Annotated in this window: 15 protein-coding genes; 10 read left to right on the top strand and 5 right to left on the bottom strand. The window is 35.7% G+C overall.

Translation table 11 applies throughout. The features are described from left to right. Positions 1-123 precede the first annotated feature (123 nt). Positions 124-510, top strand: a complete 387-nt coding sequence (locus AC07U8_RS14685; protein WP_004823072.1) for a carboxymuconolactone decarboxylase family protein — start codon at positions 124-126, stop codon at positions 508-510. 64 nt (positions 511-574) lie between these two features. On the opposite strand, the gene AC07U8_RS14690 is transcribed toward AC07U8_RS14685, so the two are convergent. Beyond that, positions 575-829, bottom strand: coding sequence for a hypothetical protein (locus AC07U8_RS14690; protein ID WP_303576244.1), 255 nt, complete (start codon positions 827-829; stop codon positions 575-577). 305 nt (positions 830-1,134) lie between these two features. Between AC07U8_RS14690 and AC07U8_RS14695 the strand changes: the two genes are divergently transcribed. From AC07U8_RS14695 to AC07U8_RS14710, 4 genes are all read left to right on the top strand, one after another. Further along, on the top strand, positions 1,135-1,488 hold the full coding sequence (locus tag AC07U8_RS14695; RefSeq protein ID WP_494738185.1) for a hypothetical protein: 354 nt from the start codon (positions 1,135-1,137) through the stop codon (positions 1,486-1,488). 1 nt (position 1,489) lies between these two features. Continuing rightward, a complete protein-coding gene (locus AC07U8_RS14700) occupies positions 1,490-3,208 on the top strand; it encodes a PepSY-associated TM helix domain-containing protein (RefSeq protein ID WP_494738186.1) in 1,719 nt (572 codons plus the stop codon). Beyond that, positions 3,205-3,543, top strand: a complete 339-nt coding sequence (locus AC07U8_RS14705) for a DUF3325 domain-containing protein (protein ID WP_034616221.1) — start codon at positions 3,205-3,207, stop codon at positions 3,541-3,543. Before AC07U8_RS14700 ends, AC07U8_RS14705 begins: the two co-directional genes overlap by 4 nt. Before the next feature lie 88 nt (positions 3,544-3,631). Next, entirely contained in the window at positions 3,632-4,156 is a 525-nt protein-coding gene (locus AC07U8_RS14710; RefSeq protein WP_494738187.1) for a tetratricopeptide repeat protein, read from the top strand. Positions 4,157-4,205: 49 nt separating this feature from the next. On the opposite strand, the gene AC07U8_RS14715 is transcribed toward AC07U8_RS14710, so the two are convergent. The 3 genes from AC07U8_RS14715 to AC07U8_RS14725 all read right to left on the bottom strand — a co-directional run bounded on the left by AC07U8_RS14715 (position 4,206) and on the right by AC07U8_RS14725 (position 6,911). Beyond that, entirely contained in the window at positions 4,206-5,144 is a 939-nt protein-coding gene (locus AC07U8_RS14715; RefSeq protein WP_494738188.1) for a DUF4424 family protein, read from the bottom strand. A gap of 176 nt (positions 5,145-5,320) precedes the next feature. Continuing rightward, positions 5,321-6,739, bottom strand: coding sequence for an amidase (locus tag AC07U8_RS14720; RefSeq protein ID WP_494738189.1), 1,419 nt, complete (start codon positions 6,737-6,739; stop codon positions 5,321-5,323). Then, on the bottom strand, positions 6,729-6,911 hold the full coding sequence (locus AC07U8_RS14725; RefSeq protein ID WP_004823087.1) for a hypothetical protein: 183 nt from the start codon (positions 6,909-6,911) through the stop codon (positions 6,729-6,731). The genes AC07U8_RS14720 and AC07U8_RS14725 overlap by 11 nt, the downstream gene beginning before the upstream one ends. Positions 6,912-7,974: 1,063 nt before the next feature. Between AC07U8_RS14725 and AC07U8_RS14730 the strand changes: the two genes are divergently transcribed. Further along, a complete protein-coding gene (locus AC07U8_RS14730; protein WP_494738190.1) occupies positions 7,975-8,457 on the top strand; it encodes an AmiS/UreI family transporter in 483 nt (160 codons plus the stop codon). Positions 8,458-8,580: 123 nt separating this feature from the next. Here AC07U8_RS14730 and AC07U8_RS14735 read toward each other — a convergent pair whose 3' ends face one another. After that, positions 8,581-9,045, bottom strand: a complete 465-nt coding sequence (locus AC07U8_RS14735; RefSeq protein WP_494738191.1) for a hypothetical protein — start codon at positions 9,043-9,045, stop codon at positions 8,581-8,583. Positions 9,046-9,553: 508 nt separating this feature from the next. Here AC07U8_RS14735 and ahcY point away from each other — a divergent pair. The 4 genes from ahcY (at position 9,554) to AC07U8_RS14755 (ending at position 15,679) form a co-directional block, all read left to right on the top strand. Further along, entirely contained in the window at positions 9,554-10,936 is a 1,383-nt protein-coding gene (gene ahcY / locus AC07U8_RS14740; protein WP_004823092.1) for an adenosylhomocysteinase, read from the top strand. A gap of 152 nt (positions 10,937-11,088) precedes the next feature. Continuing rightward, positions 11,089-11,925, top strand: a complete 837-nt coding sequence (gene metF, locus AC07U8_RS14745) for a methylenetetrahydrofolate reductase [NAD(P)H] (RefSeq protein ID WP_034616209.1) — start codon at positions 11,089-11,091, stop codon at positions 11,923-11,925. Between the two features lie 36 nt (positions 11,926-11,961). Next, positions 11,962-12,681, top strand: coding sequence for a 16S rRNA (uracil(1498)-N(3))-methyltransferase (locus AC07U8_RS14750; protein WP_209827187.1), 720 nt, complete (start codon positions 11,962-11,964; stop codon positions 12,679-12,681). Between the two features lie 136 nt (positions 12,682-12,817). Further along, on the top strand, positions 12,818-15,679 hold the full coding sequence (locus tag AC07U8_RS14755; protein WP_494738192.1) for a sensor domain-containing protein: 2,862 nt from the start codon (positions 12,818-12,820) through the stop codon (positions 15,677-15,679). Positions 15,680-15,714 lie beyond the last annotated feature (35 nt).

The following is a 15,714-nucleotide window of genomic DNA, read 5'->3' on the forward strand; positions in this document are numbered from 1 at the left end:
ATATAAAACGTTGACCATAAACAGCGATTCAGCATCGCTGTTTTTTATCATAGACATATTGCCAATGGGTTATTTGCCTATTTCGGTATAGTGTTAAAAATATAACAGCTGAGGAAAAAAACGATGTCTCAACAAGATTATGAAAATGGCTTAAAAGTCCGTACAGAAGTGATGGGAGAAAGCTTTGTAAAACGCGCTCAAGACAATACTGTTGCTTTTACAAGACCTTTGCAAGACTGGATCAATGAGCATGCATGGGGTTCAACTTGGCAACGTGAGGGTGTTTTACCACGTAAATACCGCTCTTTGATTACCATTGCATTTTTAGTTGCACAAAAAAGCCCAACCGAACTAAAAGGTCATATTCGTGGTGCATTGAATAATGGCGCAACAGTTGAAGAAATTCAGGAAGTGTTATTACACAGTTTACCTTACTGTGGCGCACCCACAACCCAAGAAGCATTTCGTGCAGCGCTTGAAGTCATCAATGAATACCAAAAAGAATCATAGACAAGCAATACCGGCTAATTCTTCAATATAGGTCATGCTCAAAACTATGGCCTATATTGCCGAGTTAATTCCAAAACACATTAAAGCTATAGAAAAACTCATCCACTTCAAAACGGATATGATATCCCAATTGAGTTAACTCAGAAGAAAGCCCACGAATATCCTCTAAAGCTAGATGTTTAGGTAAAACTGTAAAAACAGCAGTATTACCCTGCTTGGCATTCTCTTCAATCATTTGGGCTAAACGACCTTTATATAGCTCTATATTTAAGTTTGAATTGGCTGCCAATCGTTTTGCGTCTTCAGCATGAATAAACATTATTTAATTTCCATATTATTGTTTTCCAAGATGTCACTACAAGATATAAATAAATATCGAAATACGCTGTATGCTTTATGTTCGAAGGCATACACTCAAAAATATAGTCACGATAAAATCGTGTAACCATCTAAAATTATAAAAATTTTTTCAATTATTCTGGATAAACTTGTAGCCAAGCCTGTACATAAAAATTGAAATAAATCCAGTGCTTTATTTTAATCAAATTTAACTTTTGTATTTAAAAAGTAAATGATAATTGTTATTATTTACTTAATTTTTAACCTTTCCGTATTTGATTGCCTATGAATAGCCAGACTGAACTCGATGTACTAAACGCATCAGTTTCAACTCCGACTGTATCTACACGAGCTAAATCCGCACCCTCTCTCATACAATATCGTGTCATGATTTTCTATCGTTTTGCTCTGGCAATTCTTGGTGGTTATCTGCTTGCGTCCTTGTCCGCTATAGTGATTGCAAAAACATTTGCTGATTATCGTGCCGCGGCTGCGATGAGTGCAACGCTACTTGCTTTCTGTATTCACTGCGCTGCATTCATTTGGGTTTTTATGGTCAATAAGACATTAAAAGCCAGCTTAGGCATACTTCTTCCAAGTATCATTTTATTTGCCATTTATAAAATGATGGGGAATTAAGATGCGCGTAGATGCAAAAGTTGAAGGTCCACGCCAATCCATGTCATGGTTACATACATGGGCAAGCTTAATTCTTGGTTGGTTACTCTATGCAATTTTTTTGACAGGAACATTGAGTTTCTTTCAGTCTGAAATAACGGCTTGGATGAAACCAGAAATACATCAATCCGTTCCAAGTGATTCTCAAGTACAGCAAACCCAAGTTGCCTTAGATTATCTACAAAAGAACTATCCTGATGCTGGTAGTTGGACGATTCAATTACCCAATTCTAGACAGACCACAACTGAATTAAATATTCGTAAACAAGGTGAAGATCTACAAGCGCGTCGTGGTGGGGAAAGAATCACCATAGACAGTGCAACTGGACAAGTTATTGAAGCACGAGACACCCGTGGTGGTGGTTTTCTATATCGCTTTCACTTTGAACTGTATGGATTTGATCGTATTTGGGCACGTTGGATCGTCGGTTTAGCCACGATGCTGATGTTTGTGGCAATTATCAGCGGCATTATTACCCATAAAAAAATTTTTAAAGATTTCTTTACGTTCCGTTCAGGTAAAGGACAACGCTCTTGGTTAGATGCACATAATGCCACAGCTGTTTTTGCCCTCCCCTTTCATATCATGATCACCTTCAGTGGTTTGTTATTACTAATGTTTATGTTTATGCCTTGGGGAATCAACCAAGTCTATAAAGATCGACAAGAGTTTTTTCAAGAGATGCGCGGAGGTGCAGTTCAGCAAAATAATGCTCGCAATAGAAATGCTGAAAACCGCACTGGTTCTGCAAATACAAGTCAAACTCAAGGTCAAAATGAACAACGCTCGCGAGGTGAAAGAGGCAAAAAACATCAACAAGATGTTGGTCATCCTGCGCCACTCACCGACTTAACCCCGCTTATTACCACTGCTCAGACGCAGTGGAAAGAAAATCCGATTGCTTCTATTCAAATCATTGCGCCAAATACATCCAATGCGACCATTGAACTTCGCGCTTTATATGCGAAAAGTGTGGTTCAGCGTGGTGTTTACCCCATTTTAAAATTCGATGGCGTGACTGGCAAAGACATCAGCGAAACGGCTCAAGCAAACAATGCCTCTATCCCAATGGGGATTTACAATGTGGTGACTGTATTGCATGAAGCTCGTGGTCTTGATTTAACCTTCCGCTGGTTATTGTTCTTCTCTGGTGTAATGGGCACCTTAATGGTTGCAACGGGGCTGATCTTATGGTGCGTCAAACGTGCACCGCAACAACAAAAACAAGGCTATAAATCATTTGGTTATCGTTTTGTTGAAGTAATGAATATTGCCGCTGTGATTGGATTACCTATTGCATGTGCCGCCTACTTCTACGCCAATCGTTTCATTCCATTTGAAATAGAAACACGTTTAAATTGGGAAATTAGAGCCTTCTTTATTGTATGGTTAGCTACGTTAATTTATGCAGCGATTCGCCCACATCGCCAAGCTTGGTTAGAACTTCTATTGTTCTCTGGTGCAGCTTTTGCCCTATTGCCTATTGTCAATTTTATCACGGGTGGTCAAGCACTTTGGAACAGTATTGCCAATGGCCAATGGATGATTGCGTCTTTTGATTTAATGACATGGGTGCTCGCGATTTTGTTTTTCTACTCATTTTATAAAGTTAAAAAACATAAAGGGCTTCCTGTCAAAAAAGCCAGAAATGTACCTTCAAATAAGGAGATTTCAGCGTGATTTTCTTCTTACTGGTTTGGTCTTTGTCTAGCTTGGCTTTTATCGCGCTTGCCAGCGCAATGTCAAAGCATCAAAAACAGATCTATGGACATGAACTAAGCCCCAAACAAACCCAACTTGCTTCTATTTCTGGTTGGGCTTTACTGCTGATTTCACTGATCATTTGTGTCATGTCAGGGCAGCTGAGCAGCATGCTCAGCATTTGGGTTGGAGTACTGACCTTTTCAGCATTATTTGTTGGGGTGTTATTAAGCTATTACAGTTTAAAAATGAAATTGGCTGCCAGCTTTTGTGTGGGTATCAGCTTAATCACAAGTGTGATGCTACTCATTTAAACTGTTTCACAAAAATCAGTTATAATCATAAGCCAATCTGCGGATTGGCTTTTTTCTATCAAATTTATTGCCTTGTATTGGTATTTTTATGTCTAAACCACTTTCAATCCCTTCAGAATTACTCAATCGTGCTGCAATGGGCAATCCAGCTGCACAATTTGAACTTGCTGAAATATATATGCAAAGTGAAGATGAAGATAACAATCAACTTGCAGAAGAATGGGCACTCAAAGCAGCACAATTAGGCCATGTTGAAGCCATGTATTGGTTAGGTGAAGGCTATGCTTATTATGCAAAAGATATCCTTGAAGAAGATCCTAAAGAAGCCAAGGCTTATTTTGAACATGCCCATCGCTGGTTAGAGCAAGCGGCCAAACTTCAACATCCTGCTGCGATTTTAGAGTTATCCAATTTCTATCGCCGTGGTGATGTGGTTGAAAAAGATCTGCTGAAATCAGTAGAGCTGGTTGAGCAAGCAGCAAAACTGGGTGAAGTTCAAGCCATGCGTGATCTTGTTTGTATTTATGAACACGGGATGGGCGTTGAGGTTGATGAAGAAAAAGCTGATTTTTGGGCTGAAAAAGCCAAGTCAGCTGAAGGCACTTCGGTATAATTTATAAATTTAAGCCCATATAAAATGGGCTTAAATTTGATTCACTTATTTAATTACGTAAATGCACAAAAATTACATCTAAATCTTGTTTAGGTACAAAGTTTTTCTCAACCATTTCGAACTGTGTCGGGCTAATTTTATTGACTTTACCTTTCCAACAAAACGATACCAACTCTCCCGGATCACGTTCAATGGTCAATTTAAAGTTTTCAATCGGTTTTGCCCAATTTGCCCCAGTAGTCAAAATATAACTCAGTGCATTAAAAGGCGAATGTTCCGACTGTGCTTTTTTCAAGCCTTTCTTAAAATTACTGTCCATACAAAATTGTTGATTATATTCATCTGGATATAGTGCAACCGAACCACCCACTAAAGGTTTATATTGATGTTTTACCTGTGTAATTGAATTGGCTTTAAAAGTTTGCTTCCAGCTATAAACCACTTGTGATGACCAGTTGATGACTTCATCTGGATTTTTAGGCAAAATGCTTTTTACTTTAGGATTTGAGCAGCTTTTTAGTTTCTTTTCAAATACCCCATATTCATCACTTTTGCGATTCCAAGGATTTAACATTTCAGTTTGTGAAAAACCACATTGTTTAAATAACTCAGTGACATCAATCGCTTTAGACTTTTCATCTCTTTGTATAAATGTCTGCACATGCATTGTCGGTTGAACCGCTTTTCCATTAACCTGAATTTTAAAACTTTTTAATAAATCCTCAGTGTGGGCAAAATCGGATTCAAAAGTATTATCAACTCGTGGTAAAGGGAACAAAACAGTTTCAGCAATATCCTGATTACTGAGGTTTTTAAATTGATAATCGACCTTTATTAATTTTTTACTAATAAATAAGTCTTCACGTTGCATGGCAATATTTTTATTTTTAAGGTACTCAATTCCCCCTGTTCCCACATAACCTGTAGAATCATTGGCGAAAGCTGATGTCGCTGTCAGAATCGATGTGATCAATACGATTTTTTTCATTATATCAACATTATTTTTGCATAAAAATTAGAAACCAATATAATTTAATTCACTTTTATTACGCAAGTATTTGAGATTTTGATGACGACAAGAAATCTACTGATTATTTCACATAATAAAGGAATACAAGCTTAAGCTCATATTCCCCTTTTATCATTTAAATCCAATAATTTAGTTTAAATGCGATCTAGCACTGGTTGCTGATAGTTAAATTTTACCTGTTCTTCAACAGCTAAGGCTATGTTGAATACTTTCTGTTCTTGAAAAGCAGGGCCAATAATTTGCAATCCTACTGGTTGCCCCTCTACCAAACCACAAGGAATGCTTAGTGCAGGTAAACCAGTTAAATTACTCGGCCCAGTAAAACGAATAATATGATTCAATAGATCGACCTCTTCTCCATTAAGTTTCACAACAGAACTACCTATATTAGGTGGCAAAATCGGGAGCGTTGGAGCAATCAAAACATCAACTTCCTTAAATATTTCACTAAACTGTTGTTTAAGCTCTCTTCTTAACTGCTGAGCTTGTAAATATTCAACTGCTGTTGGTAATTCACCCAGTTCAAACAATAAACGAATATCATCACCAAAATCATCTGGACGTTGCTGTAGATCATCATGATGGATTGTAGAAGCTTCAGGCAGACTAGTGGCTAATACTGCATATTCAGCATTTCTCAATGCTGGGATGGTTACTTTTTTAATAATTGCACCGCGTTGTTCAAGCAGATCAAGTTGTCCACGAACTAATTTTTCAATCGGTGCATCAACTTGATGAAAGAAATAGTCTTCGTTTATACCAATGACTTTGCCTTTAACATCACTATCAAGTAATGCAACATAATCTGGAATTTCAACGCGTTTAGAAGTTGGATCTCGTTCATCAAAACCAGCGATTACCTTAAGCATCGCAGCAGCATCACTAACAGTTTTCGCCATTGGTCCGATATGGTCTAAAGTCCATGCCAAGGGGAAACAACCATATTTTGCCACTAAACCATGCGTTGGTTTTAGTCCAACTAAGCCACATGCTGATGAAGGAATACGGATAGAACCTGCTGTATCTGTTCCCAATGTAATGGTTGACATTCCTGAAGCGACTGATGCACCTGAACCACCACTTGATCCTCCTGGAATTTTATCAAGGTTCCAAGGATTATGGCATGGGCCAAAGTGTGGATTGTTATTGGAGACTCCCCATGCATACTCATGCATGTTTAACTTACCAATGATGATTGCTCCAGCAGCTTTAAGCTTGGAAATGACAGTTGCATCATCATTAGCCACAAAATTTGCATGAATTTTGGAAGCCATGGTCGTCACTTCACCACCAATGTAAATATTGTCTTTAATCCCCATCGGAATACCATGAAAGGTACCTTTATAGTTTCCTTGTGCAATCTCTGCATCTGCTTGAGCAGCTTCTGCTAAAGCTTTATCAGCACGAAAAGAAATATAGGCATTAATTTCTGTATTGTAATCTTGGGCATGTTGTAACACCAGTTGGGTTAATCCCACAGAACTGATACTACGGTCTTGAATAAGTTTGGCCAATTCAACAACTGGAAGACTCAATAAAGCTTTATTTAACATGATCACCCCCAGCTGTATTAATCACACAAATATCATCATCATTTTTAGTTTGAGTTTGGATTGCACTTTTGAGAGCTTTCATTCCCTTCCAACGGTGTTCTAGTTCTGCTTGAGTTTTTGGATTAACAGGTATAGCAAGGCGGTCCAATATTTTTACTGCACTCGTATCCATCATTTTCTCCTTCCCTTTGGAAAAATTATATTTTATATTGATTATCTAATTGTTTTATAGTTCAGACTATAATAATATATTATTCATTTTATAATATGATGCTACAAAATTTCATAGGCAATCAATTCAAATTTAAATGAACAAAAAAAATATAATATTAGACCTAAGTAGAATTGACAACTTAAATAAAACCTAAAACCTCATATTATTCTTCGTTAAAATTCTCCAACTCTATTAAATCAGATAAATTAAAACGCTTTTACCACCAATAAAATCACAGATACCGCCTGCATAAAAACATTATTTTTAGTGTTATTAGTATTGATTAAAAAGAGATGAAAATTATTTCCTGCATCAATAACAGCAAATAGTTTTTAAATAAAACATATATAAATTAACATTTCAATCAGCCAACTCAAAAATGATGCAAACACACATTGTGATTTTGTTTTTCAAGTTTAATATCAAAATTTTTAAATATTATTATAATTTGCAATATATCCATTATGTTAAAAATAAACATTTAAGCATTTTATTAAAATTTAATCAGGCACACTATTTTACCATACAACTAAAAACATCTTCACCAAACCAAACCAAACCAAACCAAACCAAACCAAACCAAACCATTAAAAATTTTACTGTAAAAATATTATAAACACAACAAACACCACACTAACCTAAATAAATTTAGTCAATTTCAAAAAAAACAACCAAAACATATGATTTAAAACATTTTATTTAAATAAAAAGCATTCAAGAAATTACATCCAGAATAGACACCATATAATACTATTGTAAATCATAAATAAATATTGTAACTTATAATAGTGATCAAGGATTTAATCGCTTAGTTCTTTAAGGAATAAAAAATGAAGGATTGCTATATTTTAAACCATCCAACTTACAACCTTGGCTCTTAATTCCAAATTAAAACCCAAATAAACCAAGTAAAATAAATGATATACAGTGATTTCACACCATAACAAAATCACTGTAGGCACAACTTTAAATTAATCAATTATCAATCACGACTACTTTAATATAAAAATTGGAGAAAATCATGCTTGGAATCTCTCTTTTATTCATAGGATCAGTATTGTTAGTTAATGGTATTGGACTTAATGGCCGAATGGACAGCAGGGAGTCTGCACCATTTAATTTATTGATAGGGTTACTCGTCTTTGTGATTAACTGTATTGCGCTATATAGATCAACGGTATCCATTGATTATTTAGGTGTAGCTGCAAGTCTACTATTCACATTCACCTATTTATATCTAGCAATTGTTCAATGGTTTCACTTAAAAGGAATTGGATTAGGTTGGTATTGTCTCTTTGTTTCGATTAATGCATTAGTTTTGGCTACACTTTCAGATGAATATCGTGTAATGATTATGTGGCTATTTTGGGCAAGTTTATGGTTTTTATTTTTCCTCGTTTTAGGTCTTGAGAAACAACTTAAATTTTTAGGTAATTATACAATTTTTATAGGCATTTTTACTTGTTGGATTCCGGGTCTTTTGATGCTAGTTGATTATTGGTAATATCAAACATTGTTCATTTTAAAAACCTCGTGAATTATGAAAACAAAGGATTAAAGCTCAATGTTTTAGACAATAGCACTAAAATAAAGTAAGTCTTTATTTATTATATGTTTTTCAACCGATTCAATCCAAATCAGGAAATTCTATTGTTTGATAATGCACATAATAAATGGATTCATCAAAAATAATATGTGTAGCAATCTGTTTGATAATCTGCTCTTGTAAAAGAATTTCTTTTTCTAAAACTTCATTCCAATAGATTGAGTTTTCTGAAAAATTCTCATAATAATCCAGTACTTCAATCATCGCATTAAACAAAGCCACTAAATGCTGGCTTTTGTTTTGATTTGATACCATTAAGAAAAAGGCATCCAAAGAAATCACCTCAATGGCCGCTAATTCCTCATAATCATCGGCATATTCATCTACGCAAGCATTTGATTGTCGAATTCGCTTTTGATAATCAATTAAATTTTCTTGATCAATATCCTGAAACAATTGTTTTTTATCAATTTTAATTTGATAATTTTGTTCGATAGCAGATTGAAAGTTCGGTAATTTTTCATAAAAAGCAAAAACAGCTTTCACCAAACTTTTCCGCTGTTCAAGCGAAGCCTGCTCAATGGCTTGTCGCAATGCAAAGCTATGCTGATCAATTATTTTTACAATATCCATCAATTTAATCTCCCCGATATTCACTTTTTTAAACCAAAAAACCCAGAGATAAAAAAAGCAAAGCACGCAGCATAATCACAAATACAGCAATCATCGTGGCACAGCTCTAGCACTTGGCAAACGCTTAAATGCATCATCTTGATTTTATTTCTGTTTATAGATCAGTAAATACTGATCATATTTTTGCATAGCTTAGCGATTCAAAAACAATTCTATCTTTTAGTTGAATATTAACCAACTACATTTGAACTCTATTAAAATCTAGGTACAATAGTCGCCAGTCGAGGGATGCTGCGACTTTTTCACAGGCACATAAATGTGAAATCGCTAGGCTCGACGATTCGGTCAGACTTTCGTGCTGATCAACAACGGCATCCGCGAACTGAATGATCAATATTTTTTTAATATAAAGGAGATCGTGATGAACGCGGTTAATGCTTCATTTACAGATTATAAAGTTGCAGATATTTCCCTCGCTGACTACGGTCGTAAAGAAATCAAACTTGCTGAAGCAGAAATGCCAGCGTTGATGGGCTTACGTAAACGTTATTCAGCAGCAAAACCTCTTGCTGGCGCAAAAATTCTGGGTTGTATTCATATGACCATTCAAACTGCTGTTTTAATTGAAACACTGGTTGAATTAGGCGCAGAAGTACGTTGGACTTCATGTAACATCTTCTCAACTCAAGACCATGCAGCAGCAGCAATTGCAGCATCTGGTGTTCCAGTATTCGCTTGGAAAGGTGAAACTGAAGAAGAATACATGTGGTGTCTTGAACAACAAATCAATGTTAATGGCACGCCTTGGGATGCCAACATGATTCTTGATGATGGTGGTGATTTAACTGCTGTTGTTCATGAAAAATATCCTGAACTTATTGCTAAAATTCATGGTATTACAGAAGAAACGACTACGGGTGTTCAACGTCTAAACGAAATGTTCCGTGATGGTACTTTAAAAGTTCCTGCAATTAACGTGAATGATTCAATCACAAAATCTAAAAACGACAATAAATATGGCTGCCGTCATTCATTAAATGACGCCATCAAACGCGGTACAGATATGTTGTTATCTGGTCGTCGTGCGCTAGTAATTGGTTATGGTGATGTTGGTAAAGGTTCTGCTCAATCTCTTCGCCAAGAAGGTATGATTGTACGTGTAACTGAAATTGACCCAATCTGTGCAATGCAAGCATGTATGGACGGTTATGAAGTTGTTTCTCCATATAAAAATGGTGTGCAAACAGGTAAAAAAGAAGACATTAACCTAGACCTTCTTCAAAATACTGATTTGATCGTAACAACAACTGGTAACTACCACGTATGTGATTCTGCAATGTTAGATACATTAAAAGCAGGTTCAGTGGTGTGTAATATCGGACACTTTGATACTGAAATCGATACAAACTATTTACGTGGTTATAAGTGGGTTGAAGTTAAGCCTCAAGTACACCAAGTGTATCGTACAGAAAATGAAAATGATTACCTGATTCTTCTTTCAGAAGGTCGCTTGGTTAACCTTGGTAATGCAACAGGTCACCCTTCACGCGTGATGGATGGTTCTTTTGCAAACCAAGTTTTAGGTCAAATGCACTTATTCGCAGAAAAATTTGCTGATCTTCCAGAAGATCAAAAAGCAGCACAGATCCGTGTTGAACTGATTCCTAAGAAATTAGATGAAGAAGTTGCTGCTGCAATGGTAGTTGGTTTTGGTGGTGTATTGACGCAATTGACTCAAGTTCAAGCTGATTACTTGGGCGTTGCAGTTGAAGGTCCATTTAAATCTGAGGCTTATAAGTACTAAGTTTTAATCCCCTCTCCTTCGCTTTCTCCCTTAAGGAGAAAGAATATTCATTTACAGATTAATGAATATAAAGGCGAAGTCCTCTCCTTTTAGGAAAGGACTTCGAAGAGGTTAGAACAAATTAAAAAGTATGAATAAAAAAGGATTTAACCATGACCAAACGTGTTCCAATTTCGTTTGAGTTTTTCCCGACCAAAACTGATGCAGGGGCGGAAAAACTTAAGCTTGTTCATCAAGAATTACAGCTTTTAAATCCAGAGTTTTTCTCGATTACTTATGGGGCTGGTGGTTCGACGCGTGAACGTACATTAGCCGCAATTGCTGACTTTAATGGTAAAGGCACACCTGTTGCCCCTCACCTTTCATGTATTGGTGATGACAAAGTACGTATTGCTGAATTACTCGACATCTATAAAGCTCAAGGGATTGATCGTATTGTCGCGCTTAGAGGTGATTTACCTTCTGGTCAAGTCGGCCTAGGTGAACTGCCTTATGCAACTGATTTGGTCCGTTTTATTCGTGAACACTCAGGTGATCATTTTAAAATTGAAGTTGCGGCATATCCTGAAATGCATCCACAAGCTGACAACTTTGATGCAGACATTAAGCACTTTGCAGAAAAAGTCAAAGCTGGTGCAAATGCAGCCATCACTCAATTTTTCTTTAATCCAGATGCCTATTTCTATTTTGTAGAGCGTATCCAAAAACAAGGAATTGATATTCCTGTTGCGCCAGGAATTATGCCAATTACCAATGCAAGCAATTTAATCCGCTTTGCAGATGGGACAGGTGCAGAAATTCCACGCTGGATTCGTAAGCAACTTGCGACCTATGGTGATGACACTGCAAGTATCAAAGCTTTTGGACATGAAGTTGTGATCAAACTGTGTGAACGCCTTATTGCAGGAGGTGCACCAAGTTTGCATTTCTATAGCATGAATCATACTGAGCCAAACCGCCAATTGGTACTTGATCTCGGTTTAGCTTAAATCAAAATTGCATCATCAACTTGTGAGTAATACTGCATGCCCCGTTTTTATATTGAAACTGATTTAGCTGTCGAAACTACGGTTGAACTCACTGAAACAGTATTTCATCATTGGGTCAAAGTATTGCGTGCACAAGTGGGTGAAAAAGCCACCTTGTTCAATGGACAAGGGGGTGAATATGAAGTGACTTTAACAGCAGTCGCTAAAAAATCTGCTTCTGTTTTAGTCAATTCATTTAATCCAGATAACCGTACCCCTGCTTTTACAGCGCTACTTGGACAAGTCATGAGTAAGGGCGATCGTATGGATTATGCGATTCAAAAAGCTGTGGAATTGGGCGTAGCTCAAATTCAACTGCTCACATCAGAACGTTGTGAAATGCGTTTAAAATATGATCGAGATCAAAAAAAATTAGATCATTGGCAAGGTATAGCGATTGCAGCTTGTGAACAGTGTGGTATGAATCTTGTTCCGCAGATTTTAGCGCCATTAAGTCTAAATGAATGGATCAAAACTGAATTACCGCAGAGTAAATTTGTCCTTGCGCCTGAAAAAGAGCAGACAGATGTACTGAAAGACATAAGCCCAGATATTGCCCTTTTAATTGGCCCTGAAGGTGGTTTAAATGAAGCTGAAATTGATCAGGCCAACCAATATGGATTTAAAAATTGGTGCATCGGTGATCGTATTTTAAGAACTGAAACAGCACCTGTAGTTGCATTATCAATTTTGAATTATCAAAGCTTTAAAAAGTGATGTATGTCATGTAAAATAATTGCAAATTGGATGATTTCACAGTATTTTAATTCCAAAGAAACTATTAATTAGCAAATTTTAAATAGTTGCTCCGTTAAACCTACACATTCTAAAAATAGCAGAGGTGCAAGCGCTAATGAATGATGTTCAGGAAGAGCTTCTTTCATATGATGTGAATTCGTCGAACATCAGAAAGATAACCAAAGATATCCGGATATTTTTTATTTGGGTATTTTTTACGTGTATCTGTGACGCTTTAATTTATCTTTACTTATTTAAAACCTCCTCTGAATTATTAAGCGGTTGGTTTATTCTGACTGTTTTATTTATATTATCGGGATTTTTGTCTTCTACCTATCTGTTACAACAAAATAAAGTTCAAGTATTTAAAAATATTGATCTTTTCTTTCAGTTTTCTTGTTTGATCTTAGGAAGCTTATTTGGGATTGGCGTTTATATCATTAATTTAGAATTTATGATGATGCCAAATGTGGTTGACCCATTTTTTTCATTTCTGTTATCTAGCTTTTTGCTGAGTTTTTCATATGTTTTAGCAATGAATTTTCTCAACCAAAGATTTAGTTATTTTATTGCTTTATTTGTGCCTTCTGCAATTCCGGTGCTCACGCTCCCTCTGCTTTTCCCTCAAAATACCAATGAAATCTATAGCACTATTTTCATTGTTTGGTTCTCTTTATTATTCTTTAGCACATATGCTTCACATAAAATTTATATTAATTCTGAAATATTAGACCTGAAAAATAAGTTTTTATTTAAGCAATCACAAGAACAACTTGCAAATTATAAAGGCTTAGAAATACAACTCAAAAATGAGATCTCAAAAACACAGGTCATGAAAAGTGAATTGCAGCTACATAATCATTTATTAGAACAAAAAGTAAAAGAACGAATTTTCGATTTTAAACAGATGAATGACCGTTTAGAAAATCATCAAGCCAATTTAGCTTTTGCCCATGAAACAGCGGGTATTCATTCTTGGGTCTGGAATATTGAAAAAAGAACTTTTGAGATTTCCGACTCAAAAAGCGGTGCAGAATTCAAACAACTCAATTTAAAACACAATAGCGTAGATGAATATGTTCATCCTGATGATATTGTCAATTATAAAACCATCCTGAAACAACATCTCAAAGGCCAAACTGAGCGCTTTGAGGCAATCTACCGTGTTAAGCGAGATGGTCAATGGTGCTGGATTCAAGACATTGGCAAAGTGGTTTCTAAGAATACCAATAACAAACCGCTTAGAATGGTGGGAATCCAACGCGATATTCAAAAAGAAAAGACCGACCAAGAAAAGTTAAAACTCGCTGCAAATGTATTAGCACAAGTGGCTGAAGGTGTTTTCATTTTAGATAATAATTTATGCTACTTAGAAGTAAACCCTTATTTTGAAAAGCTCTTAGATTACAAACAACACAATATCGTTGGAAATCATCTATTTGATATCACGATTAACAATAATTCTCGTACCCAACAAATGTATAATATGATTACCCAAAGTTTAATTCAAAAAGGAGAATTTGAGTCTGAATTACAGATTGATTTTACCTCTGGGAAAAAACTTGCACTCTGGGTACACATCAATGCAATTTATGATGAAAAAAATAAATTTTCCAACTATGTCGGGATTATTACCGATTTAACTGATCGTAAAAAACAAGAACAACGACTCTCGTATTTAGAACATTATGACATCCTAACCGATTTGCCAAATCGCTTTTATTTCAAACAACAACTGCATAATTATTTAATTCACTATTCTGATTCATTTAAAAATTTTGCGGTTTTACGCATCAACATTGACCGTTTTAAATTATTCAATGAATTTATGAGCCATAAAGAAGGTGATGAATTATTAAAACAAGTCGCTCACAGATTAAGATTATGTTGTCCAAATGCCTCTTTGATCGCTTATTTAAATAATGATGATTTTGCAGTGATCTATAATTTAAGTAGCAATAACATCAATATTCATCAACATACACAACATATTTTAGATGCCTTTAAACAACCTTTTGATGTTAAAGAACAAGAACAAACCATCACCATTTCTATTGGCGTTGCGCTATATCCAGAGCATGGCTTACAGCTCGACAGTCTCAATGGTCATGCAGAATCAGCATTACACGAAGCCAAGCGTTTAGGTGGAAATACCGTATATTTTTATTCAAACAAAAAAACGCCGTTGCTCAATCAAGGGATCAACTTAGAAAACGAATTAAGAAAAGCCATAAAGCACAAAGAACTGACCGTACATTATCAACCTAAAATCTGTGTTAAAACTCAACGTATTTATGGTTTTGAAGCATTAGTCCGTTGGCAACATCCAACTTTGGGTTATATCTTGCCAGACATTTTTATCCCGCTTGCCGAAGAAACCAGCCTCATTTCAGATATTGGTTTAATTGTATTGCATGAAACCTGTAAGCAAATACAGCAGTGGCAATCCCTTGGTTTTGATCATTTTAGGGTATCGATCAATATTGTGGCACAACAAATTTACCGCGGACAGTTGGTTAAAGATATCGATTATGCCCTTAAAAAATATAATATTTCAGGTGATATGCTTGAACTGGAACTTACTGAATCGTCTTTGTTTGATAAATCAGAAGAAGTTAATTTTCTCCTACAACAATTAAAAGATCGCCATATTTCTATTTCTTTGGATGATTTTGGAACAGGCTACTCATCTTTAGCTTATCTAACCAGTTACCCTTTTGATATCTTAAAAATAGATCGTGCTTTTATTTCAAAAATTGGACAAGAAAAAGACGAAGCGATCGTCAATGCGATTATTGCTATGGGCAATGCAATCGGCATTACCTTAGTGGCTGAAGGCGTTGAAACTAAAGAGCAAGCGTTATTTTTACAAAAACACGGTTGTTATATTTTACAAGGCTTTTACTTTTCCAAAGCATTGTCATCTGCGGACAGCACAAAATATTTGGAACAGCATAAACTTATAAAGATTTGTTAATTTTTTTAGACTTTATATCTATTACTTTGTTTGAA

It is taken from the genome of Acinetobacter sp. GW821-FHT01E09 (genome assembly GCF_059422385.1).